24 protein-coding genes are annotated in these 26,623 nt (G+C 66.5%); 10 read left to right on the top strand and 14 right to left on the bottom strand.

The genetic code is table 11. The features are described from left to right. Nucleotides 1–144 precede the first annotated feature (144 nt). Both exaC and MP11Mi_RS07590 read left to right on the top strand, forming a co-directional pair. Nucleotides 145–1,668: an acetaldehyde dehydrogenase ExaC gene (exaC, locus tag MP11Mi_RS07595; RefSeq protein ID WP_420041679.1), complete on the top strand. Its 1,524-nt coding sequence runs from the start codon at nt 145–147 to the stop codon at nt 1,666–1,668. Between the two features lie 118 nt (nt 1,669–1,786). After that, nucleotides 1,787–2,200, top strand: a complete 414-nt coding sequence (locus MP11Mi_RS07590; RefSeq protein ID WP_420041678.1) for a DUF779 domain-containing protein — start codon at nt 1,787–1,789, stop codon at nt 2,198–2,200. A 9-nt stretch (nt 2,201–2,209) separates the two neighbouring features. Here MP11Mi_RS07590 and MP11Mi_RS07585 read toward each other — a convergent pair whose 3' ends face one another. The 3 genes from MP11Mi_RS07585 to MP11Mi_RS07575 are packed head-to-tail and all read right to left on the bottom strand — an operon-like array spanning nt 2,210 to nt 5,585. After that, nucleotides 2,210–2,794: a TetR/AcrR family transcriptional regulator gene (locus MP11Mi_RS07585; RefSeq protein WP_420041677.1), complete on the bottom strand. Its 585-nt coding sequence runs from the start codon at nt 2,792–2,794 to the stop codon at nt 2,210–2,212. A gap of 13 nt (nt 2,795–2,807) precedes the next feature. Next, nucleotides 2,808–4,040: a hypothetical protein gene (locus MP11Mi_RS07580; protein WP_420041676.1), complete on the bottom strand. Its 1,233-nt coding sequence runs from the start codon at nt 4,038–4,040 to the stop codon at nt 2,808–2,810. A gap of 9 nt (nt 4,041–4,049) precedes the next feature. Further along, the gene (locus MP11Mi_RS07575) at nt 4,050–5,585 is read right to left on the bottom strand and encodes an FAD-dependent oxidoreductase (protein ID WP_420041675.1); all 1,536 of its coding nucleotides are present in this window, start codon (nt 5,583–5,585) and stop codon (nt 4,050–4,052) included. Nucleotides 5,586–5,864: 279 nt separating this feature from the next. On the opposite strand from MP11Mi_RS07575, the gene MP11Mi_RS07570 reads away from it, so the two are divergent. Further along, nucleotides 5,865–7,577 (top strand): penicillin-binding transpeptidase domain-containing protein, encoded by a 1,713-nt coding sequence (locus MP11Mi_RS07570; protein ID WP_420712872.1) that lies wholly within the window; start codon nt 5,865–5,867, stop codon nt 7,575–7,577. Between the two features lie 44 nt (nt 7,578–7,621). Here MP11Mi_RS07570 and MP11Mi_RS07565 read toward each other — a convergent pair whose 3' ends face one another. Both MP11Mi_RS07565 and MP11Mi_RS07560 read right to left on the bottom strand, forming a co-directional pair. After that, nucleotides 7,622–9,106 (bottom strand): HNH endonuclease signature motif containing protein, encoded by a 1,485-nt coding sequence (locus MP11Mi_RS07565; RefSeq protein WP_420041673.1) that lies wholly within the window; start codon nt 9,104–9,106, stop codon nt 7,622–7,624. A gap of 126 nt (nt 9,107–9,232) precedes the next feature. Continuing rightward, on the bottom strand, nt 9,233–10,222 hold the full coding sequence (locus tag MP11Mi_RS07560; protein ID WP_420041672.1) for a YeiH family protein: 990 nt from the start codon (nt 10,220–10,222) through the stop codon (nt 9,233–9,235). A gap of 117 nt (nt 10,223–10,339) precedes the next feature. Here MP11Mi_RS07560 and MP11Mi_RS07555 point away from each other — a divergent pair, with 117 nt between their 5' ends. Continuing rightward, nucleotides 10,340–11,239 carry a LysR family transcriptional regulator gene (locus MP11Mi_RS07555; RefSeq protein WP_420041671.1) on the top strand — a complete coding sequence of 300 codons (900 nt, stop codon included), beginning with the start codon at nt 10,340–10,342 and terminating at the stop codon, nt 11,237–11,239. Then, nucleotides 11,236–11,853: a class I SAM-dependent methyltransferase gene (locus MP11Mi_RS07550; protein ID WP_420041670.1), complete on the top strand. Its 618-nt coding sequence runs from the start codon at nt 11,236–11,238 to the stop codon at nt 11,851–11,853. Before MP11Mi_RS07555 ends, MP11Mi_RS07550 begins: the two co-directional genes overlap by 4 nt. A gap of 35 nt (nt 11,854–11,888) precedes the next feature. Here MP11Mi_RS07550 and MP11Mi_RS07545 read toward each other — a convergent pair whose 3' ends face one another. Beyond that, on the bottom strand, nt 11,889–12,629 hold the full coding sequence (locus tag MP11Mi_RS07545; RefSeq protein WP_420041669.1) for a LysR family substrate-binding domain-containing protein: 741 nt from the start codon (nt 12,627–12,629) through the stop codon (nt 11,889–11,891). A gap of 47 nt (nt 12,630–12,676) precedes the next feature. Here MP11Mi_RS07545 and MP11Mi_RS07540 point away from each other — a divergent pair, with 47 nt between their 5' ends. Genes MP11Mi_RS07540 through MP11Mi_RS07530 form a run of 3 tightly spaced genes read left to right on the top strand, consistent with a single transcriptional unit; the run spans nt 12,677 to nt 15,098 of the window. Continuing rightward, entirely contained in the window at nt 12,677–13,069 is a 393-nt protein-coding gene (locus MP11Mi_RS07540; RefSeq protein WP_420042039.1) for a DUF5997 family protein, read from the top strand. After that, the gene (locus MP11Mi_RS07535) at nt 13,066–14,682 is read left to right on the top strand and encodes an FUSC family protein (protein WP_420041668.1); all 1,617 of its coding nucleotides are present in this window, start codon (nt 13,066–13,068) and stop codon (nt 14,680–14,682) included. The genes MP11Mi_RS07540 and MP11Mi_RS07535 overlap by 4 nt, the downstream gene beginning before the upstream one ends. Beyond that, the gene (locus tag MP11Mi_RS07530) at nt 14,679–15,098 is read left to right on the top strand and encodes a nuclear transport factor 2 family protein (protein ID WP_420041667.1); all 420 of its coding nucleotides are present in this window, start codon (nt 14,679–14,681) and stop codon (nt 15,096–15,098) included. Before MP11Mi_RS07535 ends, MP11Mi_RS07530 begins: the two co-directional genes overlap by 4 nt. Here the strand turns inward: MP11Mi_RS07530 and MP11Mi_RS07525 are convergent. Beyond that, the gene (locus MP11Mi_RS07525; RefSeq protein WP_420041666.1) at nt 15,091–16,368 is read right to left on the bottom strand and encodes an MFS transporter; all 1,278 of its coding nucleotides are present in this window, start codon (nt 16,366–16,368) and stop codon (nt 15,091–15,093) included. The two genes, MP11Mi_RS07530 and MP11Mi_RS07525, sit on opposite strands and share 8 nt — an antisense overlap. A 71-nt stretch (nt 16,369–16,439) precedes the next feature. Between MP11Mi_RS07525 and MP11Mi_RS07520 the strand changes: the two genes are divergently transcribed. Continuing rightward, nucleotides 16,440–17,414 carry a GlxA family transcriptional regulator gene (locus tag MP11Mi_RS07520; protein WP_420041665.1) on the top strand — a complete coding sequence of 325 codons (975 nt, stop codon included), beginning with the start codon at nt 16,440–16,442 and terminating at the stop codon, nt 17,412–17,414. Here the strand turns inward: MP11Mi_RS07520 and MP11Mi_RS07515 are convergent. Together MP11Mi_RS07515 and MP11Mi_RS07510 are read right to left on the bottom strand one after the other, a co-directional pair. Beyond that, complete coding sequence (locus MP11Mi_RS07515; protein WP_420041664.1) at nt 17,408–18,319, bottom strand: D-isomer specific 2-hydroxyacid dehydrogenase family protein; 912 nt, start codon at nt 18,317–18,319, stop codon at nt 17,408–17,410. The genes MP11Mi_RS07520 and MP11Mi_RS07515 overlap by 7 nt on opposite strands. A gap of 249 nt (nt 18,320–18,568) precedes the next feature. Next, on the bottom strand, nt 18,569–19,189 hold the full coding sequence (locus tag MP11Mi_RS07510; RefSeq protein ID WP_420041663.1) for a cysteine hydrolase family protein: 621 nt from the start codon (nt 19,187–19,189) through the stop codon (nt 18,569–18,571). Between the two features lie 37 nt (nt 19,190–19,226). Between MP11Mi_RS07510 and MP11Mi_RS07505 the strand changes: the two genes are divergently transcribed. Beyond that, complete coding sequence (locus MP11Mi_RS07505) at nt 19,227–19,388, top strand: hypothetical protein (protein WP_420041662.1); 162 nt, start codon at nt 19,227–19,229, stop codon at nt 19,386–19,388. Here the strand turns inward: MP11Mi_RS07505 and MP11Mi_RS07500 are convergent. The 5 genes from MP11Mi_RS07500 to MP11Mi_RS07480 form a co-directional block, all read right to left on the bottom strand. After that, entirely contained in the window at nt 19,354–20,331 is a 978-nt protein-coding gene (locus MP11Mi_RS07500) for an alpha/beta hydrolase family protein (protein ID WP_420041661.1), read from the bottom strand. The two genes, MP11Mi_RS07505 and MP11Mi_RS07500, sit on opposite strands and share 35 nt — an antisense overlap. Further along, a complete protein-coding gene (locus MP11Mi_RS07495; protein WP_420041660.1) occupies nt 20,328–21,227 on the bottom strand; it encodes an ABC transporter substrate-binding protein in 900 nt (299 codons plus the stop codon). The genes MP11Mi_RS07500 and MP11Mi_RS07495 overlap by 4 nt, the downstream gene beginning before the upstream one ends. A gap of 73 nt (nt 21,228–21,300) precedes the next feature. Next, nucleotides 21,301–23,334, bottom strand: a complete 2,034-nt coding sequence (locus tag MP11Mi_RS07490; protein ID WP_420041659.1) for a CocE/NonD family hydrolase — start codon at nt 23,332–23,334, stop codon at nt 21,301–21,303. Nucleotides 23,335–23,533: 199 nt separating this feature from the next. Next, nucleotides 23,534–25,618 (bottom strand): iron ABC transporter permease, encoded by a 2,085-nt coding sequence (locus MP11Mi_RS07485; RefSeq protein WP_420041658.1) that lies wholly within the window; start codon nt 25,616–25,618, stop codon nt 23,534–23,536. A gap of 18 nt (nt 25,619–25,636) precedes the next feature. Beyond that, nucleotides 25,637–26,620, bottom strand: coding sequence for an iron-siderophore ABC transporter substrate-binding protein (locus MP11Mi_RS07480; protein ID WP_420041657.1), 984 nt, complete (start codon nt 26,618–26,620; stop codon nt 25,637–25,639). Nucleotides 26,621–26,623 lie beyond the last annotated feature (3 nt).

The raw sequence follows: 26,623 nt of genomic DNA, 5'->3' as shown, positions 1-26,623 counted from the left end.
TGCTAAGCCATGCCACCTGAGTCTTCCGTGAGTGATCGCCGTTGCCGCCGGTTACAACGTTGCAACGTCGCTGCAACCATCGAGAGCCTACCGTGTGCCTCACATCACTAACCGTCCGCAAAGTGACATGAGAAGGAGTCAGCGATGACTGTCTACGCGAAGCCCGGTACCGCCGGTTCGGTCATGAGTTTCGAGCCCCGCTACGACAACTGGATCGGCGGCAAATGGACGCCGCCCGTCAAGGGTCAGTACTTCGAGAATCCGTCTCCGGTCGACGGCCAGACGTTCTGTGAGGTCGCCCGTTCGACCGCCGAGGACATCGATCTCGCGCTCGACGCCGCCCACGCTGCGGCACCGGCATGGGGCAAGACGTCGGTCGCCGAGCGTGCGGTGATCCTCAATAAGATCGCCGACCGCATCGAGGAGAACCTCGAGAAGATCGCCGTCGCCGAGTCGTGGGAGAACGGCAAGGCCGTCCGCGAGACCCTCGCCGCCGACATTCCGCTCGCCGTCGACCACTTCCGCTACTTCGCGGGCGCCATCCGCGCCCAGGAAGGCGGTATCTCGGAGATCGACAAGGACACGGTCGCCTACCACTTCCACGAGCCACTCGGCGTCGTCGGACAGATCATCCCGTGGAACTTCCCGATCCTGATGGCAACATGGAAGTTGGCGCCCGCGCTGGCGGCTGGCAACGCTGTCGTCATGAAGCCCGCCGAGCAGACACCGACGTCGATCCTCTACTTGATGAGCCTGATCTCCGACCTGCTGCCGGACGGTGTCCTCAACATCGTCAACGGCTTCGGTGTGGAAGCAGGCAAGCCGCTGGCGTCCAGTAACCGTATCCGCAAGATCGCATTCACCGGTGAGACCACCACGGGCCGCCTGATCATGCAGTACGCAAGCGAGAACTTGATCCCCGTCACCCTCGAATTGGGTGGTAAGAGCCCGAACATCTTCTTCGACGACGTGATGTCGTCCGACGACGGTTTCCTCGACCGCGCGTTGGAGGGATTCTCGATGTTCGCCCTCAACCAGGGCGAGGTCTGTACCTGCCCGAGCCGCGCCCTCGTCCAGAAGGGCATGTACGACGAGTTCATGGAGAAGGCGGTCGCACGCGTCGCGTCGATCAAGCAGGGCAACCCGCTCGACACCGACACGATGATGGGCGCGCAGGCGTCGAGCGACCAGTGGGAGAAGATCCGTTCCTACCTGGCGATTGGCAAGGAGGAAGGCGCGAAGGTTCTCACCGGCGGCGAGCCGGCCGACCTGGGCGGCGACCTGTCGGGCGGCTTCTACATCCAGCCGACCGTGTTCGCGGGCAGCAACAACATGCGGGTGTTCCAGGAGGAGATCTTCGGCCCGGTCCTCTCGGTCGCATCGTTCTCGGACTACGACGAGGCGATCTCGATCGCCAACGACACGTTGTACGGTCTCGGCGCGGGCGTGTGGAGCCGTAACGGCGCCGTCGCCTACCGGGCGGGTCGCGACATCCAGGCCGGCCGCGTGTGGACGAACACGTACCACGACTACCCGGCGCACGCAGCCTTCGGCGGATACAAGCAGTCCGGTGTCGGCCGCGAGAACCACCTGATGATGCTCGGCCACTACCAGCAGACCAAGAACCTGCTGGTCGGTTACGCGCAGAGCGCCAAGGGCTTCTTCTAAGCCCCCTAGACCTCGCCCGGGTCGGCGACCCCGGCCCGGGCGAGTACCAACCTTCCGTTCGAACGGAGTCGGGACCGATACTCTCGAATACAACACTGGTGGCGAAAGGACAACGGCCATGTCTGAGACCCCGGATCGGGTGACGGCGACGGAGTCCGCCGTCCAACTCCTCACGAAGCTCTCCGAACTGCACGGCGGTCTGATGATCCACCAGTCGGGCGGTTGCTGTGACGGGTCGGCGCCCATGTGTTACCCGGTCGGCGAGTACCGGATCGGACAGCGCGATGTGCTGGTCGGCACGATAGACCTGCCCGACCCACTCCCCGAGGTCCGCGTCTGGATCAACGGCGACCAGTTCGAGCTGTGGAAGCACACCCAGTTGATCCTCGACGTCGTCCCCGGACGTGGCGCGGGCTTCTCGTTGGAGGCGCCGGAGGGCGTCCGATTCTTGTCGCGTTCGCGTACTTTCAGCGACGACGAGAACGCACTCCTCGCGGCGTCGCCCCCGAACGTCGGAGCCGATTTCGAGTAGCCAGACGTCCTAACGGCACACCCAGGTCCGGATGAATGCCCGCAGTTCATCATCGGTCCTGGGTGGATGGTTCGGATAGAGCTGGAAACTCAGCCAAATCCGCATGACGAGTTCGGCCAGCCCCTCCATTGCGCGGCTGTCGTAGCCTTCACCGTCCCAGTCGACGTTCAGTCGGCGCAGCATCTCCGCGCCCAGTGCGACGGCACCGGACGACGTGGCCTCCCGCGTGAACAATTCCCCCTCGCCTTCGCGGAGCATGAGCCCGAGAGCGGGCTCGTCGGGGAGTCGCCGCAGACAGTAGAGAATCGTCTCGGTAATCGCGTCGTCGACGGTGTCCACCCACGCCAGTTCCTCGCCCATCCGGGTGAGGAAGTCGCCGGCTCCGGCGGCGGCGACGGCTGCGAGCATGTCGTGCACGGACGAGAAGTAGCGGTACACGGTCTGCCGGGTGACGCCGGCCTCCTCGGCGACGTCACCCAGCCGCGTCTTGCGCAACCCGAACCGTTCGACGCAGCGGGTGGCCGCTTGCAGGATCCGATCACGAGCCTCATCGGCGCTCTGCGGCAGATCCCCCTGCCATCCACGAGTCCTCACACCGGCCATGTTCTCACACGGTCGTCGCCGTCTCATTCGAGGCCGAATCGGACTCTTCGGGCTCGGTGCGCGCGGCGCGGCCGCGTCGAACAGCAAGGGTCAGGACACCGACCGCGACCACGTAACAGCCGATCACGTACGGGAGGCTGCCGATTGGCGACCCCGCCCCCGGCGACGCGTCGGAGCCGGTCACGCCGTCTTCGGCCCCGAAGTACGACGGCAGCGCGACTATCCACAGCACCGCGTGCACCCCGAGGAACAGCCACGGGAAGAAGCGGAGGAACGGTGCGGCCTCGCGTGCGGGCCGGGCCGATGTCGCAGGCAGGCGCCGCAGCTGCCAGGCGAGCAGAGCGAGTCCGATCACCCAGATGCCGAACACCTGGATCGCGAACACGACGGTCTGCGCGGTCAGGTTCGCTCCGTCGCCGCGCCCGAAGACCGCGGTGGTTATCGACAGCAGCGGCATCGACACCACGGCGACCGCGCCGGCGACGACGATCCGCCACGTGAGCGACCAGCCGCGAATCGAACGCCCCCGGGTCGTCGGGTTCTTCACCAGAATGGCGCACATGAACGTCAACACCGCGAACGAGACGGTCGCGAACAGCCACGCACTACTCCACGGGACCGATTCGAACAGCGGGACGGCCGACGGGTTGCCGAGCACGCCGGGCTGCGCATCGTAAAACGGCGCATCGACGTTCCACTCCCACCACTTCAATTGCGGTCCAAGCTGGTCGAAGATCTCGTAGAACACTTGGTAGACGAGACCGACCACCACCGAACCGCGCAGTGCCGACCACTTTCTGCCGTCGAAGAAGCCGAGGGCACGGACGATCTCGTAGGCGACTTGGCTCATCGCCGGGTAGAAGCACACGATGTAGAGCGGCAGCCGGTCGTACATGAGATCGACGGTGAAGACGTTGTGGGCGAACATGAAGCCCATCGCATCCTGCATGCCGAACCATTCGGGGAAGTAGAGCGGTGGTTCGATGATGAACAGGTAGACGAGGGAGCCGAACCACAGTGCGAGGTTCGTCGGGTCGCCGTCGCGGCGGAGCCTGCGCACCGCGTGGACGAGCGCGAGGATCGCGCCGACCACGATCAACAGTTCGAGGATCGGGAGCGTCCAGTTCGCTAGGTCGAACGGATTGCGCAGGGTAACGACCGGATCAGCGTCTTCGCAGACGAATCCGAGGTACCGCGTGATGACGAAGGCCGGAGTGTCCGGATCGCAGACAGCCACCGTCTCCCCTTACATCCGTGCCAGTGTTCGCGGGTCGACGCCGCGAGGGATGGTCTGTGCGCGTTCCCCCGGCCTCGGCACGCCGTCGCGCCAGATGTCCGACGGCGGATCGAGCTCGCAGTCGAACCCCATCGGGAGCCGGGTCCGTCCGAGCATCCGCTTGACGCCGTGCCGGGCTAGGCCGAACAGGACGCGAGGGCTCTTCACCATGTCGGTGACCGACTCGTCGAGGTTGAACACTGCGGTGAAGTGCTCTTCGACCTTCTTGTCTTCGCGGACGGTAGCCGAGATGTGGTTGAACACCGGCCATGCCGCTCGGAAAGCGAGCTGCTGGCGCCACCGCGGTGGAAGTTCGGTGCCTTCGGCGTTCGCGTAGCCCTGGTCGCGGGCGAGGGCGAGCGTCCAAATGTCGTCGAGCAGCGACTGTTGCGCCGAGAAGTAGTCCTTGGCGAACGCCCCGTCGATCGTCGATGCCTCCGCGAGGTGTTCGGAGAGGAGGACCGCACACTTGCTCGCCGAACTCATCCCCTGTGCGTAGAACGGGTTGAATCCGCAGATTGCGTCGCCGATGACGACGAGGCCTGCGGGCGGATTCTCGAGTCGGTCGTAGCGGCGCCGCCGGTTGCCGGTCGATTTGGTGACGAACACGTCGGAGATCGGCTCGCACAGATCGACGGCGCGACCGAATGCCGGAGCCCGCACCTTGTGCGCGGTAGCGACGAACTCGTCGGCTTGGCGAGGCATCGGGTGACCCCACGACCCCATCGTCACCAGGACTCGGTCGCCTTCGATCGGGAAGATCTGGCACAGGAAGTCGTGCTCGGGCGGGTGGGGGCTGGTGTCCGCGGTCGGCATCACCGACATCTGCGCCCACCACCAGGATTCGGGCAGGTCGGCGGGCTTCTGGTACCAGCGGGATGTGTATGTGACGCCTGCGTCGAGCGACTGGATCGGCGCTTCGGGCCAGCCGGCCTTGGTGAGCCACTTGGAGACGTGCGAGCCGCGTCCGAGGGTGTCGATGACGAGGTCGGCGTCGACGAGGTCGCGCGGCGGACCGGTCTCCCGGCCAGTAACCCACACGCCGGTAACGCGCCCGGATGCGGTGCCGCCGTCGACGGTCTCGAGCCCGGTTACCGACACGCCTTCCTCCACGGTGACGTTCGGAATCTCGGCGAGCGCGGTACGCAAGGTCCGTTCGATGAGAAGTCGTGACGAGTAGACCATCGACATAGTGCTCTCGCTGCGCGGGATCCAGCCCGCGCCTTCGCAGTGAGCCGCCGCCTGGGACGGCATCATGTGCAGCCCGCCCGCCTCGATGAGCGCGTCCTCGAATCCGGGGAAAATCTGGTCCATCGCACGACGTCCCGAGTTGAGCAGGAAGTGCGGATGCTTGCTCTGCGGCACACCTCGGCGGTGTTCGGCGTCCTCGGGGATCACATCGCGTTCCAGGACGAGTACTTCGTCGAAGTATTCGGCGACGGCGCCGGCCGCACACATTCCCGCGACACTTCCTCCGAGCACGACGGCTCGACTTCCCAATCTCATTCGAACCCCTTTACGTCATACATTTTCTGGTTGATGTCACATCATAGGGATGTGGTGTGCGACACGTCAACGGATTCCTCGGGAAAGGCTGCTGGCCTGGGGCCATGTACGTGGCGAGGTACCGACCGCCGCGCCGCGTCCCCGCGTGTCACCGAGCCACGCTCCATCTGGCCGTTAGATTCGGGGCATGGACAATCTCCGACACGTGCTCGTGTCCGCTATCGAGCTGGAGCAATCGTGCTGATCGCCTCGCGCCGCATCGCCGTGGCGACCGTCGCAATGCTCGTGGCGGGGCTCGGCGTCGCCTGCGGGGCCGACGAGTCACCTGCCGAGAGACTGGCCGACGCGTTGACCGGCCACGATCCGAGTGCGGCGGCCGAATCCACGACCGAGGGAACCACCGCGAAGAAGGCGTTCACCGACACGTTCGATGGAATGGGCGAGGCCACCGCAGACGTCGCGGTGAATGACGACGACACCGAGTTCACGTGGACGTGGACGCTCCCGAAGGACCGGAAGGTGACCTACCGGACGCCGGTCGAGACGTCGGGCGACCTCGTGAAGTGGTCGCCGACCCTCATCCATCGGAATCTCCCAGCTGGCGGGCGCCTGCTGTACAGCGACGTGAAGAGTTACGACACCCCGGTGACCGATCGGCAGAACCGCCCACTACTCACCTGGCAAGAAGTGACCGTCGTGTCGCTCGACGCCGCGACGCCCGAGTCTGCGTCTGTGCTCGCGAAGAAGCTGAAGTCGGTCGCACCGGAAGTGTCCGCATCGTCGATCCGCGGCGGGTTGCGCGGGAAGAAGGGACCGCAGACGATCATCGCACTGCGCGCTGGGGATGCGAAGCGGGTCGGTTCGCTCGAGCACATCGACGGTGTGACGACCCGTGCCGAAGGGCGGCTACTGACCGCGTCGAAGAATCTACGGTCACCGGCGACGAGCGGACTCGAAGAACATTGGCGGACCGTGGTCGACAAGGCGGCAGGCGCTGCCGTCACCGTGGTGAACGCCGACGGCGAGCCCGCGAGCGACGTGCAGACGTTCCCGGGCAGTGCCCCCGACCCGGTGCGCACGACGCTCGACGTCGCGCTGGCGCAAGCGGCGAACGACGCCGTCGCGAAAGAGACGCGTCCGACAATGATCGTCGCGATCCGGCCGTCCACGGGTGGGCTCCTGGCCGTCGCCCAGAATTCCGCGGCGGACGCAGAGGGGCCGATCGCGTTGACCGGCCTGTACGCACCGGGATCGACGTTCAAGACGATTACGACGGCGAGCGCGTTGAAGACGGGCGTCACCACGGCCAACGCCCGGCTCGCCTGCCCCGGAACGCAGACGTTCGGCGATCGGAAGATCCCCAACGAAGACGAGTTCGATCTCGGCACCGTTCCGTTGCATACCGCGTTCGCACGTTCCTGCAATACGACGATGGCCGGTCTGTCGACGAAGCTCGGCAACACTGACCTCGCCGACACGGCCCGCACTTTCGGTCTGGGAGTCGACTACACGGTGCCGGGTCTGACGACGATCACTGGGAAGGTTCCGACGGCCGACACTCCAGCGAAGAAGGTGGAAAGCGGCATCGGGCAGGGTGCGGTCACCGCGTCACCGTTCGGGATGGCGGTAGTCGAAGCGTCGCTGGCGGCACGGAAGACAGTGACGCCCACGCTGATCGACGGACTGCGAACAACGACGGACGCCGAAACCGCGACGGTTCCAACCGATGTCGCGTCCCCGATTCGATCAGCGATGAAGGAAGCTGTCGCTTCGGGGACAGCGACGAGCCTGCGTGACATCCCGGGGCTCGGCGGCAAGACAGGCACCGCCGAGTTCGGCGATAACAAGCATTCGCACGGCTGGTTCGCGGGCATCGTCGGCGATCTCGCCTTCGCGACTCTCGTCGTCGGCGGCGACAGCTCGACGCCTGCGCTGAAGGTCAGCGGCGACTTTCTCCGCGACGCCGAAGGCCACCTGCCTGTCGCCCGCTGATCGCGAGCCAGGTCGAGTCCCGCACGTGGCGGCCCGGCGACCAGTCATGCCGCGGAGAGGAGGCGTGAGAGCAGAGTTTCCACGGCCGAACTCGCACCGCGGGGCGGACCGTGCGGCAACAGGTCCGGTGACTGCCCGATGTGATGGAGCGGATTGATCTGCCAGCCGTGGGGACTTCCAGACGGTCGCCACCCGACCCGACCGGCTTCGAAACCCGGGTCGGCGATGATTGCCGTCTCCCACTTGCCGGGACCGACACCTTCGGCGCGGTTGTGTCTGCCACAAGCGGCGCCGAGGTTGACGAGGTCGGTGCGGCCACTGTTCTCCCACCGCGCCACATGGTGTGCTTCGGTGCGCGAGAACGGAACATCGCAGCCGGGGGCGGTACAGCCGCGGTCGCGGGCGAATATCGCCAACCGTTGCGCCTTCGATGCGAACCGCCGACCACGCCCGAGATACAACACCTCCGAGGTGTTGTTTCGGAACACCGCCAGACGCGGCACCGCATGAGCCGCCAACTCGACGAGCTCTTTCACCGGGATCCGCGCGCCGGTCGCGGTCAATGCCACTCCGGCCTCGGCGGCCAACTCCTGATCAGTGACCGTAACCACCAACTCGGCTGGCAACCGATCCGGGCGCCCCAGCGCACCGTGACCGAGAACGAAGTCGGCCATCGCAACAAGCGCGTCGTGATTGCGCTGAGCCGTCGTGCGGGTGTCACGCTCGCGCGCGGCGGTAAGGACGGCCTCATCCAGATCTCCCCGATCCACCGCGCCATGCGGAGACTCCGGATCCTCCGGATTGTTCATCCCAGGCGCGGCCCACGCGCCAAGCACCACATCGAGCTTGGCACGCAACGCCGGGGTTATCGACCCCCGCACCGTCGACATCAACCGCGCATCCTGCGCCCCCAGCGTGAATCCTCGCGTCCGACGACGATCTGCATCATCGGTCAACTCCCCATCGGGGTCGAGGTGGCCGAGCAGGCGCTGCCCAGCCTTGCGGACGCTCTCCGGCGAGAGCGCCCGAGCGACGTCGGTCAGCTGCGCTTCGGCAGCGGCGGCCGTGTCGGGATCGACCCGGGCGGGAATCTTGTCGATCACCGCGGAGATCTCGGCAACATGTGCACGATTGATCGCACCTTCACGCAAAGCCTGCGCGGCCACCGGATTGCGCGCCGAAAGTCGATCACCGACCACCGACCGAAACGCACCCGTCGCGAACATCAACGCGATCCGCGCATTCGCCTCACGCACACCCAACCGCAGACCGTTCGTCAGGTACTTCTGCACCGTCATATAGCCCTGCGCCTGGAACGCGAACCGATCCGACAACTCGATCATCAGACCCGTCGTCGCCGCCTCGGTGCGAGCGCGCATCTGCTCGTTGGTCTCGGCCGCAGTGAGCAGATCCTCGGCCGACGCCGAGGCGAACGAGACGTCGTTCAGTTTCGCGGCCGCTGCGTTCATCAACCCCAGCAGAGCCACGGGCGACTCCGGGAGAACACCGTCGAACGCGGACTCGTTCACCGAAACCACCTCCTCGAACCTCTGTATCTCCTGGTCGGCACCTGTGCTGGCCTCCTGAATGCACACTAGCAACGAGGTACGACAATTCCGGATGGCCGGAATTGCCGCAATGAGATCGACCCGGAGTCAGCCGACGATCAGCACGCCACCCAGACCAAGTGCACCGACGAGCACCGTCGCGCACGCCGCCAAGAGGAAAGGACGCGAACCGACAGATCGGAACAACGACAGCCGGACGCCAGCGCCCAGCGCGAACATGGCGCCGGTTAGTGCAATCACCTGCATTTGCTCGCCTACGTCGAGTACCAGGTCGGGCACAATGCCGCAGGAACGAAGCGCCACACAGGCAAGGAAGCCGAGCACGAACAGCGGGACCAGCGGTGGACGGTTCCCGCTGTCGCCTACCGCCGAACGCTGACGAATACTGACGACTGCCAGCACCGGAGCGAGCATCACCACGCGCGCCAGTTTGACGACCACCGCGACGCCGAGCGCACTGCCGCCGATCATTCCACCCGCTGCCACGACTTGTGCGACCTCGTGGATCGAGCCACCGGCCCACGCGCCGGCGTCGGTGTCCGACAACCCGAACAGATGCGCCAAGAAGGGCACCGTCGGAATCATCAGCGTGCCGAAGACCACGACACCTGCGATGGCGGCCGCCACCTCTTCTTCATCGGCGTCGATCACACCGTCGACGGCGGCCACTGCGGCCGCGCCGCAGATCGAACTGCCGCACGCGATAAGCAGACGCTGGCTGGACGGAATACCTAGGAGCTTGCCGATCCAGAGGGATCCCGTGATGCCGCCGACGACCACCACGACGACCATCGCGATCACTCCGAATCCGAGGCCGAGGATGTCGCCGAGCACCAGTTGTAGCCCCAACAGTGCGACGCCGATCCGCAGCACGGTCTTAGACACGATCGCCAGACCGGGTCGGATCACTGCGGGCAGCGCGACGGTGTTCGCACACAACCCCCCGAGGACGATCGCGATCAACAGCGGACTGACGGCGGGCAGCACCGTGTTGATCGCCACTGCGCACGCGGTTCCGAGGGCGGCGAACACGAGACCGGGCGCCGGACCGGACATCTGCGTTTTGCTGATCGTCATGTGCTCAGCTTCGGCGGATCAGACTCCGACGGGAACCCGACTTCTCGATATACAGTCATATCCAGGTGATATGACGAGTCCATATCAAATAGACATTTCCCCAGGTAGGGTGATTTCATGGATCCGCGATCGCTCGACCTCGGCGCACTCGAACTACTTGTCGGCGTCGACGATCACGGCAGTCTGAGTGCCGCGGCCCGCGCGTCCGGCATCGCACAGCCGAATGCGAGCCGATCGATCGGCCGCCTCGAACGGCAGCTCGGCGTCCCGTTGCTCAAACGCGCAACCGCTGGCTCGACGCTCACTCCTCAGGGCACCGTTCTCGTGCACTGGGCGCGGCGCACCCTCGACGAGGCGACCCGGCTGCTCGACGTCGCTTCCGGCCTGCACACCGACCACACCGCCGAGCTAACGGTCGGCGCGTCGATGACCGTCGCCGAGCATCTGCTCCCCCGGTGGCTCGGCGAGTTCCGCAGTCGCTTCCCCGAAGTCACCGTTCACCTGCGCGTGCAGAACTCGTCGACGGTGTTCGTCTCGCTCGCGAACGACGCGTGCGACGTCGGCTTCGTCGAGTCGCCCGCTGTTCCGTCGAACTTGTGCAGCACCGTCGTTGCTCGGGACCGTCTCGTGCTGGTGGTCCCGCCCGATCATCCGTGGACGAGGCGGCGGCGAACGGTGACCGCCGAAGAACTCGCGTCGACTCCACTCCTGGTCCGCGAGCCAGGCTCGGGCACTCGGACCACCCTCGACGACGCCCTCTCCGGCTACGAGCAAGCAGCTCCCCTCTTGGAGCTCGGCAGCAGCGCCGCGATCCGCACGTCGGTGGCCGCAGGCGTCGGTCCCGCGGTCTTGAGTACGCTCGCGATCGCGGACGACGCCCGGACCGGGACAGTCCGTCCCGTCGAGGTCGAGGGTCTCGATCTGAGCCGATCCCTTCGCGCAGTCTGGCGGCCACCCCGCGAACTTCGCGGCCCCACAGCTGATCTCGTGCGTATCGCGAGAAGGGACTCGGTGTGAGCGATCAACCCGGATACGACGCGCTCGCGCAGACGTACGCCGATCTCATCGAGGGCGCGTTCCAGTCGCCGTTGGAGCAGTCTGCGGTCGATGCTTTCGTCGTCCACGTCCGCGCCACAGGCCTCGGCACCGAGGCCGTCGACGTCGGCTGCGGAATCGGACACGTGACGGCATACCTGACATCGGCGGGGTTCGCGGTCACCGCGGTGGATCCGAGCAGCGGGATGCGCGACCAGGCTCGACAGGCGCACCCCGACCTGGTCTTCGTCGACGATGACGCGTCGTTGCGCACCGTCGATCTTGGTCGGACGGCCGGCGTCATCGCCCGGTACAGCCTCATCCACCTGACGCCCGAAGCCGTCCGAGAGGCATTGCACGACTGGGCTTCCCGCCTCAGACCAGGTTCCGTCGTCCTGCTTGCCGGGCAGTCGTCCGACGAGCCCGGCGTACGGGAGTTCGACCACGCGGTCTCGCGAGCCTGGCGGTGGCACCCCGACACGATCGTCGACGCCCTAACCGAAGCGGGCTTCGTCGAAGTATGGCGGATGGTCAGTAGGCCCGCGGAGGGCTTCCACCGATTCCCCGAGTTCCATGTGTGCGCTGTTCGACAGTGAGGTCGAAGCTGGCCTCACCCGACATCCGGTCTCGCTCAGCGTGTGCGACGGCGTTTTGTGCCCTTGCCTCTTCCGGGTACCTTTCCGGCGGCTTCGCGGGCGGCGCGCTTGGCGGCGGCCTTCTCCTTGGCGGACCGTTTCGGTGTGGGTTCGGCATCTCCGCGCGACGAGTTGGCCCGCCGACCTCGAACGATGCCGATAAATTCGTCGACGAGGGGCGTTGTCGGATCCGGCCACAGCACTCCGACGGTGCCTGTGGGCACGTCCAGCACCGGACGGTAGACGAGATCTTTGCGATGGTGAAGTCGCGCCAGCGACTGCGGGACCAGCAGGACACCGACTCCCGCCGCGACGAGTTCGATCGCGTCCCCCGTGGTCTCGGGACGATGCTCGACGGCGCTGCCCGGCCGGTCTGCGACGGCGATCGGCTCATCGGCGGGCCACAGGAACTGTTCTTCTGCGATGTCGGCGAGCGTGAGTTCGTCGCCTGCGGTCAGCACATGATCCCTCGGGACGAGGATGACCGTCGTCTCCTGGTAGAGCGAAATCGAGTGGTGCGGACCGGGATCGGCGTGACTGAGCGCGTCTGGCAGGCGGGTGAGCGCCATGTCCACAGTGCCGTCGGCGACTGCCGACGCCGTCTCTGCGACCGACAACGGGACGAGCTCGAGGGGTACGTCAGGTTTTCGGTCCCGCCAGATCCGCACCCACTTGGCGGGGGTCGCGCCGGGCACGTAGGCGAGGCGGAAGGACTGCGGGGTGTCGGCCGTACTCACGAATCGAGGCTACCGCCCGATACGCTGGTCTCATGAGTTCGCAGTCGATGAAACCGGCCACCGCCGCCAAGAAGCTGGACGTGTACCTGCCCGCGACCCCAGCCGAGTTCCGCGATGGCACCATCAGTCGTACCGAACTCGCGGCGCTGCAGGCCGACCCACCTCAGTGGCTGCGTGATTTGCGGGCGAATGGTCCGCACCCGAAGAATCTCGTCGCAGGCAAGCTCGGGATCTCAAATTCCGGGCTGGTGCGTGGTGACGTCACCGAGGCGTTGACCACTGAGCAGATCAACACGCTCCTCGAGGAGATGCCCGACTGGCTCGCCGCTGAACGGGAGCAGCATGTCGAGGTGCTTCGGGAGGAGCGCCGGGTCCGCTCGTTGCATGCAGACCGTCGACGTGCGAAAGAGCAGGCCGAAGCCGAGTCGACGGGCGATTGACAACCGCAGCTTCCTCCCCTGGCGCGCCCACTCCACCGCCGCGCCCAGCGGCGCGTGGGCTCCTGTTCCGGCCCCCGTCGGCGAAGGGCCGGTGGGCTCCCGCGGTCCGATCGGGGCTCTCACTCGCAGTGTCGTCGGCGATCCTCCTCGCCTGCGGCTTCGGATCGCAGTCGCTGCTCGCGGCGCTCGGCGTGTTCGCGGTGCTCTACGGCGAGCGACGGCCATATCTGTTGCGCTGGAAGGTGATCCTGACTGCGGGTGTACTGCTGGCGGGTGCTGCCACAGCGTTCGGGGCCCTCGGCTCCGCCGTCGGACCGGATGCGTCCGTCCTCCCGGCGCTCGGAATCGTGCTCGCGCTGTGCGCGTGCACGGCTGTCGCCGTGTTCGTGACGAACGCACTGCGGCTCGGTCCACCCGGACCGTACTTCTTTCTACTCGTCGCCGGGGTCGCGCAACTCGTCGGTCAACACGGCGTCGATCCGGGGCATCTGGCGATGTTCGTCGCGACCGGAGTCGCGGTGTCGTTGGCCGTGAGCATGGCTCCGGCCCTATGGCGTCCGCACGCGCCTGAATCGATCGCCACCGCGGCCGCACTGAGCGCCGCGGAGCAATATCTGTCCCAGAACTCAGACGCAGGCAAAGCTGCACGCCACGGAGTCGCACTGTCGACGTTGAACGCGTGGTCGGTCCTACACGATGCGGCCGCGACCGACGGTGACCTCGCCCAACGTCTGTGGACGGCCCACCAGAAGGTCGCCGGCGCTCAGGTCGGCCAATTCGTCGCACCACTTCCCCGGCCGAGCATCGGCCGGCGTCTGAGGTTCGCGGCGCACCTGAGCTCACATGCGACGGTCACCGCGATCCGCGCGAGCGTCGCGGCACTCGTCGCCGGAACCATCGCGGTGGTCGGCGGGCTCGGACGCCCCGACTGGGCGATCCTCAGCGCAGTCCTCGTGCTGCAGATGGGGCCGGACCGAGTGCACGGAGTCGTCCGCGGTGCGCACCGGGTGATCGGCACCGTCGCCGGTGTCGGACTGTATGCGGGACTTCATGCCCTCGACTTGCACATCGGGATCCTGATCGTCGCGCTGACGGCCCTCAACGTGCTGATCGAGCTGACCGTCAGCACGAACTACGCGGTCGCCGTCTTATTCATCACACCGCTCGCACTGCTCGTCGGGGGTCCGAACACACCGATCGGAGAGCAAGTCCGCGATCGCGTTCTGGAGACCGTCGTCGGCGTCGCGATCGCGTTGCTCACCGCGTGGCTACTCCCCCGATCCCACCGCCGCACTCTCGTCGCCGCCGACGAGACCTCTGTGCAGGCGAGTCGCCGCGTGGTGGTCGACGGCCGGATCGAGCCCGTCGACGGGCCGGTGATGCGACCCAACCGCCGGGACCTGCAATGGCACCTCCTCGAGGCTGAACTCGCGGCCAGCGACAGCGCATCCGACGACGCACGCTGGGCGCATGAGTATTGGCCCGAGCACGCTCGGGCCCGCGACCTCGGATACGACGTGCTGGACGCCTGCTGGCGGAACCCTCTCGGCCAGCCTCTCGACGACGACTTCCGGCGCAGTCTGTCGCAACGTATGGAGGAACTGAACAGATGATGGAGTTGCAGGAGATCTCGGACCGCTTCGAGATCCAGCAGTTGATGATCGACTACTCGACGGCGATCGATTCACGCCGCTTCGATGATCTCGATCGACTGTTCACCCCCGACGCCTACCTCGACTACAGCGCCTCCGGCGGCACACAGGGGCGGTTCCCCGAAGTGAAGGCGTGGTTGGCCGACGTCCTGCCGAGGTTCCCCGCATACGCTCACCTGCTCGGCAACTTCGATCTGACGATCGACGTCGATACGGCGACCGGGCGAACCATGTGCTTCAACCCGATGGTGCTGTCCGACGAACCGAAACAGGTCATGTACTGCGGGATCTGGTATGTCGACGCGTTCGTCCGCAGCGCGGACGGCTGGCGGATCACCCGCCGCGTCGAAGAGAAGGCGTTCGACCACATCATCTGACGGGTTCCACATCTGGTTCTGGAGCCTCGATTCGAGTCGCACGTGCCCGCGGGACCGCCCAGCACAGCAGTCCGGCGATGACGCACAGACAGGCGGCCGCGTAGAACGCCGGATCGTAGCCGCCCGACGTGTCCCGGACGACCCCAGCACCGAACGCCGCCACGGCCGCGCCGAGTTGGTGGGCCGCGAAGATCCACCCGAACACGACGGGTGTCGCGTCGCCGAACTGGTCGCGCGCCAACGCCATGGTCGGCGGCACGGTCGCTACCCAATCGAGGCCGTAGAACAGGATGAACACCCAGATGCCCGGGGTCGCCGAATCGCTCAGCAGCGCGGGCAGAACGGCGAGAGCGACGGCGCGCCCCAGGTAGTAGATGACGAGCAGGACCCGCGAGTCGACACGGTCGGTCAGCCAACCGGACGCGATGGTGCCCGCCACATCGAAGATCCCGACCAGAGCCAGGAGCGACGCTGCCGTCGTCGCCGGCATCCCGTGGTCGCCCGCCGCCGGGATGAAGTGTGTCTGGAGAAGCCCGTTGGTGGTGGCCCCGCAGATCGCGAAGCTGCCCGCGAGGAGCCAGAACACCGGCTTGCGGGCCCCAAGCGCCAACCCGGACAGCGCAGCGCGCGCCATGCCCCGGTTCTCCCGTGGCGGCTCGAGGACATCGACGCCGCCGAACGGCGGGAGCCCGACATCGGACGGCCAGGACCTCATCAGCAGCCCCGCCACCGGTATCACCGCGACGGCTACCGCGGTGACCACCAAGGTGGCGGTGCGCCAACCTTGTTGGTCGGCGATCCCGGCGACGACGGGTAAGAAGATGAGCTGCCCGGTCGCCGACGCAGCGGTCAGCACGCCGGTCACCAGACCGCGCCGGGCGACGAACCACCGCGTCGCGATCGTCGCGACGAACGCCGTGGACAATGCTCCGGTGCCGAGGCCGACGAGGACTCCCCACAGGAGGACCAGCTGCCAGCTCGCCGTCATGAAGACGGCGAGGCCGGTGCCGCCCGCGATCAGGCAGAGCGCGCCGGTGACGACGGGCCGGATGCCGAGCCGGTCCATCAGCGCGGCCGCGAACGGCGCGGTGAGGCCGAACAACGCCATGTTGACGCTCATCGCCGCACCAATTGTGCTGTGCGACCAGCCGAACTCGTGGTGCAGCGGGTCCATCATGACGCCCGGCACCGAACGGAATCCCGCAGCGCCGAGAATGGTCACGAACGCGACGGCCGCGATGACCCACGCGTAGTGGATGCGAAGTTTCACGTGAATCACGATGCCGGAACCCACATCTCGATCCCAGTGGCATCAATGCCAAGATATGAAAGGATACTGCCATGCATATCGTGGCAGTCCTCCTCCTGGAACCGGCCGTGGGATTCGATGCGAGCATCGCGCAAACATGTTTCGGCATGGCCGACGACGAGGCGGGGAACCGACTATACGAGGTGATCACCTGCAGCGTCGACGGTTCCGGAGTCCGTACGACCAACGGTTACTCGATCGCTCCGGACAGCGACGCGTCTGCGCTCGCTCGCGCTGACACGGTGGTGATCCCGGGAACGCGCCAGCACGACGCTCGCGTCCTGGGCACGCTGACGGAGCCGATCCGTGACGCGATCGCGCAGGTCCGCCCCGGCACCCGGCTGGTGTCGATATGCACGGGCGCCTTCATCCTGGCGGCGGCCGGGATCCTCGACGGACGTCGGGCAACTACCCACTGGCAGACTGGCGGCGACCTCGCCCGGCTCCACCCGACCGTCGACCTCGTCGAGCACGTCCTCTACGTCGACGACGGCGGGGTGTACACCTCGGCCGGGTTGGCCGCGGGACTCGATCTGTGCCTGCATTTGATTCGCGAGGACCACGGCACCGCGACAGCCGCTCGCGTCGCGCGCTACTGCGTAATTCCGCCTGCGCGGGAAGGCATGCAGGCGCAGTTCGTCGATCGACCAGTGCCGTCGCGCGGCGACGGGACGACGTCGGACACGCGAGCGTGGGCGACCGCGCACCCAGGGGAGAACCTGTCCGTGGAGCGTCTGGCCCGGCGGTCCTCGATGAGCGTCCGCACCTTCAATCGACGTTTCCGCGAAGAGACTGGCCAGACGCCGGGCGCCTGGGTGCAACGCCTCCGAATCGACCACGCGCGAGAGCTTCTCGAATCCAGCGATATGTCGATCGACGACGTCGCCGCACGCTCCGGATTGGGCAGCGCGACGAGCCTGCGCACCCACCTACGACGCGACACCGGCGTACCGCCCGCGACGTATCGACGATTGGCGCGGCAGGACCGGATCCCCAGCGGTCAGTAGCCGCGGCCGGCTGTCACGACGGCGCGCAACTCCTCGCCGGCCGCGTACCGTCGCAGGTTCTCAGCCAGGTACGGCGCCATCTCCTGGGTGAGTCGGCCGGCCGGATTGGCGGCGTGGGGCGTGATGACGACGTTGTCCAGGTCGTACAGCGGATGGTCGTCGGCCGGCGGTTCGGGGTCGGTGACGTCGAGGGCCGCTCCGCCGATCACGCCGGCTGTCAGCGCACGGTGCAGCGCGGCTTCGTCGATGAGCGGACCGCGTGCCACGTTGACGATCCACGAGTGCGGCTTGAGTAGAGCGAGCGTCCGGTCGTTGATCAGGTGCCGCGTCGCCGGAGTGTCCGGCGCGGCTAGCACGATGTGGTCCGACCTCGTCAGCGCTTCGTCGGTTCGCTCGGACGCGACAGTGACGTCCGCACCGTCGACTGGCCGGCCGGACCGGTTGACCGCGAGAACGTTCGCCCCGCACGCCTTCAACAGGGGCGTGAGTTCGCGACCGATTCCGCCGGCGCCGATGATTCCGACAGTGCTTCCGCGCAGTGTCCGCACAGCGGGATCGACGGTGTCTTTCGCCCAACGTGTCTTGGCCGATCGGACGATCTGCCGGGTGCCGCCGAGCAGGAGCGCGAGTGCGTGTTCGGCGACACCCCGCGCATAGAACCCGGAAGCATTCGTCCAGATCCGCTCCTCGTCGAGGATCTCGGCGTCGACGAACCGCTCGATGCCCGCGGTGCTGAGCGCGACCCATTCGACGCTGTCAGGGAGGTCCGGGAACCCGTCCGGCCCGCCGATCCACACCAGCACCTGCGCCCGTGCGAGCGGGACGACTGATCCGCCGACCGCGCGGACCGCTGAGGCGAGGTATTGATCCGGGGCCGGTTCGACGGCGACGCGCAGTGTGCTCATGGGGTCATGACTTACCACGATCGGGGTCCGCGCACCCGGTCTGCACCGTAGGCGGAGAGGAAGACGTCGACGCCTGCCCGCACCATCTGTCCGGCGTTCACGCCGGACAGATGGTGTCGACTGAGCCTGCGGTCAGCTGGACGAGTTGGCTCGCGTTCGGAGCGCCGGTGGTCGGAGCGGTGGGCTCGCTACTCGCCGGGCTGCTGATCGCGTCTGCGACACGGCCGGGTGCGGTGTCGGGCCGTGAGGTCAGGACAGACCCTGCACCACATCGTCGACCCTGCGCACCCGAACGCCAATCAACTCCAGGTCGGCGAGACGGTCGGCGGTGACCTGCGACGTCGCGTCGGCGACGACCACCGTCCGGTAGTCGCGCTCAGATGCGTCGAACAAGCTGGCTCGCGGACAGTTCGGAAGGTTGCATCCGGCGACGACCACCGTGTCGACGCCCGCCACGCGCAGCACATCGTCCATCCGCGTTCGGTGGAACGCCGACCAACGAGGCTTATAGAGGACGCGTTCCTCCGGACCGACCGACTGCGGTGCTCCCGACCGCAGGAGATCCCAGTCGAGCTCGACCGCTCCGGGCAGCAACTCGACCGGGATCTGTGCCCCTACGGTCCCCGGCTGGGCCGCGGCATCGCCCGCTTCGATGGAGGCCCGTCGGACCACGTCGACATCCGACTCACCGGCGACGTACGAACGGACGACGTGCACGATGGGTCGGCCCGCGGCCCGGAACGCGTGCGTCAAGTGCACGAGCGCGGGGAGCACGTCCCGTGTCCCCGCCACCGCGTCGACGAAGTCGTACTGGACGTCGATGACAACCAGGGCGGATGTTGACCAATGCGGGTCGAGGTAGTCGGGCATCGGATTATTCTGGCAGCAGATCGTCGGAGTCACGTGAATGGCACCCGGCCCGTCGCCCGACGACCGCAATTCGATCGCATCGTCGGACGATGACCTCGCTGTCCTCGGCGCTGATCTCACACGCTACGACGAATCCGCCGCCGACGTGCGCCAGGAGCATCGATTCAGTCTCGGTGCGCGTTGTGCGCTGCCCGGCTGATGGTCTCGATGATCTGCGGAAAGGTCGCCGAATCCCGTGCGACGATCTGATTGTGGTTGACGCCGGGGAACCGTACGAGCGCACCACGGCCGCCCGCCTTCTCCACTGCTTTCACATAGTTCGCCGCCATGCTAGGCGGCACTGTGGTGTCGGCGGTTCCGGTCATCGCGATGATCGGAACGTCAGGATCGATATTCTCGATCGGGCTGACCGACGCGTAGTGGTCGGGCACCTCGCTGGGCATGCCGCCCATCACGCTGCGGGCGCGCGAATTGCCGTTGAGCGCCGCCCTCCGTAAGTCAAGCGTCCCCGCCAGTGAGATCACATAGGTGGGCCGAAACACCGGTTCGGCGCCGATCTCGTCGTCCTCGAGATTGTGGCGGGTCCCCGACCACATCGCCAATTGGCCGCCGGCCGAATGCCCGGCGACCACGGCATCGTCCATCGATATCTCCGGCAGCGCCGCTTGGACGTTCGGAACGAAATCGAGCGCGGCGGCGACGTCTTTGAACGTGGTCGGCCATCCGCCGCCCGATCCGACCCGGCGATATTCGAGGTTGTAGACGGCGAGACCGCGCTCGGCGAGCCGTCGAGACAGCGACACGAAGACGTCGGCGCCGAGCTTGGACTCCCATCCGCCGCCGTGGATGAGCACAACCAGCGGCACGGTGTTCGGTTCGTGGTCGCCAGGCGGCAGATAGACGTCCGCCCAGTTCTGTCGATCGTCGCGGTCGCCCGTCGTTGTCGGATACAGGTACCGGTCGACGGTCACTTCGGACGACGATTCGACGTTCGCGAGGGCGCGTGCCGCTGCGCCGCGGTCTGCTGGTTCGGCCGGGGTCGCATCCGACGATGCGTCGTCGGACGCGCCGCAGCTCGTCACCACGAGTGCTATCGCGACGGTCAACGCGGTGAGCAGCCTACCGGCAGTTCGCGTTCTCATATGGTCGCTCCGTTGAGGGTCGAAGCGTTGACCGCGCCGTCGAGCCCCCACTTCTGGGCGATCGACTCCAGTTCGCCTCGGTCGATCATCGCTTGGACGGCGGACTGCAGAACCGCGCCCAACGGCGACTTCTTCGCTATCGCGAACCCGTACGGTTGGGAGTCGAACACGTCACCCGCTACGGCCAGCTCGTCGCCGCTTCGGCGGACGGTCGTCGCGACCACCGCCGAGTCGGCGGACATCGCGTCGGCTGACCCGTCGGTGAGCGCACGGACCGCGTCCTCCTGGGTGGGCGCGGCGACGATCTTGATGGGTTTGTCGCCAACCGTCACGCACGCCTTGCTCTTGGCGGGTAGCTCCACGGTGTGCTGGACGGTTCCTACGGCTGCGGCGACGGTGCGCCCGCACGCGTTGTTCGGGTCGACCGTGTCACCGGAACGTTGCGCCCACTGGGTACCGCCGCGGAAATACGTCACCATGTCCATGGTCTTCTGCCTGGCCAGGGTGGCGAAGAATCCGCGCGACCCCACGTCGTAGGTTCCGTCGACGACCCCCGGAAGGATTCGCTCGAACCGGGTCTGGTGCAGGTCGAGCCGCAGTCCGAGGAGGTCGGCCACCCGATTGAGTACGTCGACGTCGAACCCGGTCAGTCGTCCGTTCTCGTCCATGCCGACCATCGGCTCGTACGGTGCACTGGTACCGACCGTGAGCTTGCCCGACCGCCGGATCGCGTCCGGGACCCGCTCGGCCAGGTTGGCATCACCGGGCGCCGCGGTCGACGGCCCGGATCCATCGGTCGCCCCATCACTGCCGTCCAACCCGCAGCCGGATACCAGAAGTACTACGACCAGGCTGATCAGCAGTGCGGGAGTCCACCGGGACCATCTACGGCTCACGACATCGCAGTATATTCGCTTTCCACCGCAACGACTTTCCGATCGTTCACGTTGCCGCTGCCCCAGCCCAGCCCTAGCCGATCGGGTGATCGCTCGGCACTTGCAGCCAGCTCGGCGATCTCGGGTCGAGTAGCACGTGCTCGGGCTTGAGTTGTGAGTCGTTGGAGATCGGCCCGAACGACACTGCGCGCGGCGCGTTGAACGCGTACACGCTGACCCGCAGGCGATGCCCCCGCTTGAGCAGTGCATCGGTGCCCAGCGCACCGATGTCGAGGTATTGCTTGGCGCCCGGCTTCACCAGACTGCGTTTGAACGCGTCGAGCGAGTAGTGCGGGTCGACGACGTCGCCGTTCGGCGCATACGTCGACAGTGCCTTGTCCATCTGGTTGCGGATCGACACCGTCATCGAACCGGTGGTGAGCACCTGCGAGGAACCGTCGGGCGCGACGTCGGAGACCACCGCGGCATAGAACCCGTCCGTGGCGTCGACCTGAGTTCGCACATGCAGGTTGATCGGCCCGTTGATCGACGTCGCCTGCCGTACCGGTGCCGACGTGAACGTCAGCGCGCCGCGCTCGGCGATCCGATTGTCCTTGCTGCACATGTCCAGTGGGCTCAGAAAACCAATCTGGTCACGGTTGGTGTCACCGGAGCACAGCGTCGTGATCCCCGGTGCGACAGTCCATTTCGCCTTCCGCTTCGGACCGGTCGCCGATAGCGAGCCGTCGGCCACCGATGTCGGCGATGTACCGCTGCGTTTGGGCGTCAGATACATCCGGCGATGGGCTTGGCCGGGTCGCGGGAACGAGTCGGACTGAACCCAGCCGCCGCCCTGCTGGTGACTGGTGGCCGTAGCGTACTGGTCGATACCGTTGTCGACACCCTTGATCCACTTGTCGAACCAGGCGCGTTGCAGCACGCCCAACGACGGCGGCTGGCCCGGGCCGCCACGCGTGTCCCATCCGTTCGTCATGTGCTGACCGGTGCTCATCAGCATCTTCTTCTTGCTGTTCGGCAGGGCGCTGAGCTGGTCGAGGGCGCGCCACTCCATGTTGGTGAACAGATCCTGCCACCCGCCGACGACGAACGTGGGGACCTGAACCTTCGACGCGTCAGTGGTCAGCGCCTTGCGGTACGACGAGTTCATCGTGACGAGTTCCTTTGTGCGCCCGTCCAATTCACCGGTCGACTTCGCGAACAGACCCTGTAGGAATTCGGGGGCGAACACAGCCGGGTCGTTGATCCGGTCCATCAGCCATTTCACGTCGAACTGGCCGCGCAGCAGGCGCGGCAGATCGGGGATCATCTTGGCCCCATTCACGCCGAACAGCCAGAGCGCGAGAAAACCTGCGCCATAACCGGACCCGGGTGCGACAACGTCGGCGACGATATCGGTCATCGGCGCCGCCGGGAAGATGGCTTTGAGCCCAAGCGGATGCTTCGCCGCAGCCTGCAGCTGATTAATCGCGGAGTAGGAGTAGCCGGACATGCCCAGCTCACCGTTGGAGTACGACCTCTTGCGTGCCCAGTCGAGGACTTCGAGGGTGTCCTTCTGTTCGCGCTGGCCGAACACGTCCCACTTGCCTTGAGATGTTCCGGTGCCGCGCACATCGACGACGATCTGCGTGTACCCGCTGCGAACCAGTTTCGGGTCGACGGAGAACGAACTGACCAGCCCGCCCTTGGCGACCTTGAGTAGACGCTCGGTGCCCGAGATCGGAGTACCAGACAGATTGATGCTTGCGAGGAAGTCGATCACGGGCTGCGAGAGACCGGGAATGTTGGTGGCCGCAGCGGCGATCATGCTGATCAACTTGTTGTACGGCGTCATGTTCACGATGACCGGGTTGTGATCGGCCGTCGCCCGACCCGACCGATCGGCGGGGCGGTAGACGTCCGCGCGCAGGACGGTTCCGTCGGACATCCGGATCGGGACGCTCGGGGTCACGTGGACTCCGGCGTAGTGCTGCGGACCGTCGTACGTCTTGGTCCATTTCGGCGGATTGATCCCGATCGTCGCCGCGTCCGCAGGCGGCGGCGCGAACAGACCCGCCGCGACCGCCGACACGGCGACCACGGCCACCAACCGGCTCAGAAACTTACTCACGCCCGACCCCCAAGGTCCTATTTTCAAATTTCGCGCAGCGTGACTCACCACGCTCCACCTAAGTCATGTGACTGAGGTCGCACATTAATACTCGCCAGTAGCTTGTGTCAACGGCGACTGCGCCGAGGATGTACCGAGCCGGGCTCGCGCGGTGCGCGGCGCGGATCGTGATGGATGCCCGCGGCCGTTCAGATCACCGCTAGCCGACGCTCTTCGCGCTCCTCAACAGGAATAGGAAGTACGGGGCGCCGACGATGGCGACGACCAGGCCTGCGGGCAACTGAGTCGGGGCGAATAGCGCCCGTCCGATAATGTCCGCGACCACCACGATGATGGCCCCGAGCACCATCGTCAACGGCATGACCAGCATGTGCCGTTTGCCGACGAGCAGTCGTGCGGCGTGGGGCGCCATCAGCCCGACGAAGGCGAACACACCGACTGCGGCGGTGGCCGCCGCCGTGAGAAGAGCCGCCAGGCCGATATGGACCAACCGCGAACGTGGCACCGACACGCCAAGCACACGCGGCGTCGTGTCGTCGAACTGGAGGACATCCAGATCCCTTCTGGTGCGAACGGCCACGAGGGCGCCGACGACGATGAGCACGAGCAGCGGCGCCAACTGCGTGAACGTCGTGCTGTACGTCGAACCGCCGAGCCATGTCATCGCCCGCGTCTGATTCCACGGATCGCTACGGATGAGCAGGAGGGTGGTCACCGCGCCTGCGCCCGCGCCGAGGGCGACCCCCACGAGGATCAGCTGGGTCTGGTGACTACGCCCCAGGACGACCAGCAAGAACAACGCCACCACTGCCCCCGCGGTGGCTGCCAGGTAGATGACCGGGTCGCTGGGCGACGAGACGAGCGTGATGACCGAGACCGCGCCCACTCCCGCGGATGCGCTCACACCGAGGATCCCTGGGTCAGCCAACGGATTTCGCGTGATGGTCTGCACGAAGAGTCCGGCCATTCCGAGCGCGGTGCCCGCCAAGAGCGCGCCGGCGATCCGCGGAAGCCTCGTCTCGACGATCAGATCGACACGCACCGAGGCCACTCCCCGACACCAATTCCAAATATCGCCGAGCAGGAGAGTCGTGTCACCGAGAAGCAGCGCCGCCACAAGTGCGACGACCAGTACGATCGCGGCCCCGATCACGACCAGCACCCGAGCGCCGTACCGCGGCGAGACGACACCCGCCCGCAGCGAGGCGATCGACTCACCGTGACCGCCTCCGCCGCGCAACCTGCGCGCGAGGACAACGAGAAAGACTGCCCCGATCAGGCTGGTCAGCACGCCCGTCGGGATGCCGATGCCGTTGACGGCGCCAACCACCGCTCGCAGAGCAACATCGGCGGTGAGGACGAGCGCCATCCCGGTCAGCGCGGCCGTCGCCAGGAATACGCGCTGTCGCCGGAGTCCGGTTATGCGGTAACTCAGCAGCCGCATGAGGGCCGGGGCACACAATCCGACGAAGCCGATCGGCCCGGTGACGGTGATGGCGCTGGCGGTGAGTAGAACGGCGAGCAGGAGGACGATGTACCTGGTCGAGGTGACCGGCACACCGTAGGATGCGGCGGCGTCGTCGCCGAGCTGCAGCAGGTCCAGACGTCGCCCCAGCGCCACCAGACCGCAGGCTGCGACCGCGGCGACGGGGATCATCGTGGCCACGCCACTAAGTCCGTTCTGCCCGAGGCTGCCCGCACCCCACACGAAGAGGCCCTGCGTTTGCCAGGTGTTCAGCAAGAGAATCACCGAGGTGACCGAACTCAGCGCCATGGTCAGCGCCGAGCCAGCGAGGACCACTCGCAGCACGTCAGCCTTCTGCCCGGTTACGCCGAGCACTGCGGCGGCCGCGCACAGCCCGCCTGCGAAGGCGATGAGCAGTCCGATCCAGGTGTCCGAGGTTACGCCGCACGCCGCGGCGATCGTCAGAACGAGGTACGAGCCTGCGCCGACTCCAATCGTCTCGGGCGACGCCAACGGGTTCCTGGTTACCGATTGCAGTGCCGCACCTGCCATCCCCAATGCGGCACCGACTAATAGTCCGGCGAGCAGTCTGGGCACCCGCGAGGTCAGCAGAATGGCCGAGCTCTGCGGAAGACCGCCGCCCCACAGTGCGTTCCACAGGGTCGCAACCGACAGATCGGCGCTGCCCTGGCAGAGATGCACGACCGCGATCACGCCGACCCAGAGCAGCAACAGCACCGTGAACACCACCACTCCGCTGGGTCGGCGGACGCCAGTCGGCGACGGTGATTTCGTCTCGGTCGAAGTCAGGGTCTGCATGATCACGGTCGCTCCCGGTCAGGACAGCGCGGAGGTGACCTGATCGCTGAAGGCGATCAGCGACTTCGGCCCGCCGTACATCCACACGCCCTTGCTGACACCGCGCACGTGACCTTCCTTGACGAACGGCAACGACTTCCACACCGCGTTGCCTGCCAAGTTCTTCTCCACTGGGTCGGTCTGCTCATTCCAGTACAGGAACCGGGTGTCGGCAGGCAGCCTGGTCAGTCCTTCGACGTCGACATAGCTGAGCCCGGTCTTACCCTCGCCGTTCGGCCACCCCGGCTGCAGACCCATGCGATCGAGGACTGCTTCGGGAGCCGAACCGCGCGCGTGCAGTCGGATGGAGACAGTGCTCCCCTGCGCCGTGATCGACGCGAAGACCGCGTGCTGTCCTGCGATGCCGCGTTCCTTGAGAGTCGCCGCGTTCTTCGTCAGAGCCTCGTCGAGGCTCTTGTTGAGTTCGTCGGCCTGCGCGCTGTGGTCCACAGCTGCGCCGAGGGCCCGAGTCGACTCCTGCATGCGGCCGATCGGATCCTGCGGATCGTCGAGAGCCAAGACGAAGATGGGCGCGATCTTGGACAGACGATCACGTACTGAGTCGGGGATCGATCGAGACGAGGCGACGATCAGATCGGGCTCGAGACCGGCGATGGTCTCAAGGCTGGGCTCCAACCGCTGACCGACATCGGTCGGCTGTGACGAGAGCGGAACCGTCGGGGCATCGAAGGAGTTGTATCCCTCGACGTCGGACAGGCCGACGACCGAGTCGCCTGCACCGATGCTGTTGAGGATCTCGGCATACTCCCACTCCAAGGAGACGACCCGGCGAGCGGGGCCGTGAGGCAGCGTCACCGTCTCGCCAGCGCTGTCCGTGAGGGTGATCGGGGTTCCGGACGATGTGGCTTCGTTTTTCGTGGAGTCGTCTGTGGTTCCGCAGCCCGCCAGCAGCACGACCAGTGCCGCCAAGACGGCGGGGAGGGCATTACGCCGCAATGACATGTG

Origin of the sequence: Gordonia abscondita, assembly GCF_032711245.1 — a bacterium.
Taxonomy (GTDB): domain Bacteria; phylum Actinomycetota; class Actinomycetes; order Mycobacteriales; family Mycobacteriaceae; genus Gordonia.
This window is presented reverse-complemented; position numbering and strand designations above follow the sequence as displayed.

Excerpts from the sequence above, each read along its gene's own strand:
- MP11Mi_RS07515 (WP_420041664.1), bottom strand. The coding sequence starts at position 18,319 with ATGAGCACACTGCGCGTCGCCGTCGAACCGGCCCCGGATCAATACCTC.
- MP11Mi_RS07505 (WP_420041662.1), top strand. The coding sequence starts at position 19,227 with ATGGCACCCGGCCCGTCGCCCGACGACCGCAATTCGATCGCATCGTCG.
- MP11Mi_RS07560 (WP_420041672.1), bottom strand. The coding sequence starts at position 10,222 with ATGACGATCAGCAAAACGCAGATGTCCGGTCCGGCGCCCGGTCTCGTG.
- MP11Mi_RS07540 (WP_420042039.1), top strand. The coding sequence starts at position 12,677 with ATGAAACCGGCCACCGCCGCCAAGAAGCTGGACGTGTACCTGCCCGCG.
- MP11Mi_RS07480 (WP_420041657.1), bottom strand. The coding sequence starts at position 26,620 with ATGTCATTGCGGCGTAATGCCCTCCCCGCCGTCTTGGCGGCACTGGTC.
- exaC (WP_420041679.1), top strand. The coding sequence starts at position 145 with ATGACTGTCTACGCGAAGCCCGGTACCGCCGGTTCGGTCATGAGTTTC.
- MP11Mi_RS07500 (WP_420041661.1), bottom strand. The coding sequence starts at position 20,331 with ATGAGAACGCGAACTGCCGGTAGGCTGCTCACCGCGTTGACCGTCGCG.
- MP11Mi_RS07485 (WP_420041658.1), bottom strand. The coding sequence starts at position 25,618 with ATGCAGACCCTGACTTCGACCGAGACGAAATCACCGTCGCCGACTGGC.
- MP11Mi_RS07570 (WP_420712872.1), top strand. The coding sequence starts at position 5,865 with ATGCTCGTGGCGGGGCTCGGCGTCGCCTGCGGGGCCGACGAGTCACCT.
- MP11Mi_RS07590 (WP_420041678.1), top strand. The coding sequence starts at position 1,787 with ATGTCTGAGACCCCGGATCGGGTGACGGCGACGGAGTCCGCCGTCCAA.
- MP11Mi_RS07510 (WP_420041663.1), bottom strand. The coding sequence starts at position 19,189 with ATGCCCGACTACCTCGACCCGCATTGGTCAACATCCGCCCTGGTTGTC.
- MP11Mi_RS07555 (WP_420041671.1), top strand. The coding sequence starts at position 10,340 with ATGGATCCGCGATCGCTCGACCTCGGCGCACTCGAACTACTTGTCGGC.
- MP11Mi_RS07575 (WP_420041675.1), bottom strand. The coding sequence starts at position 5,585 with ATGAGATTGGGAAGTCGAGCCGTCGTGCTCGGAGGAAGTGTCGCGGGA.
- MP11Mi_RS07520 (WP_420041665.1), top strand. The coding sequence starts at position 16,440 with ATGCATATCGTGGCAGTCCTCCTCCTGGAACCGGCCGTGGGATTCGAT.
- MP11Mi_RS07530 (WP_420041667.1), top strand. The coding sequence starts at position 14,679 with ATGATGGAGTTGCAGGAGATCTCGGACCGCTTCGAGATCCAGCAGTTG.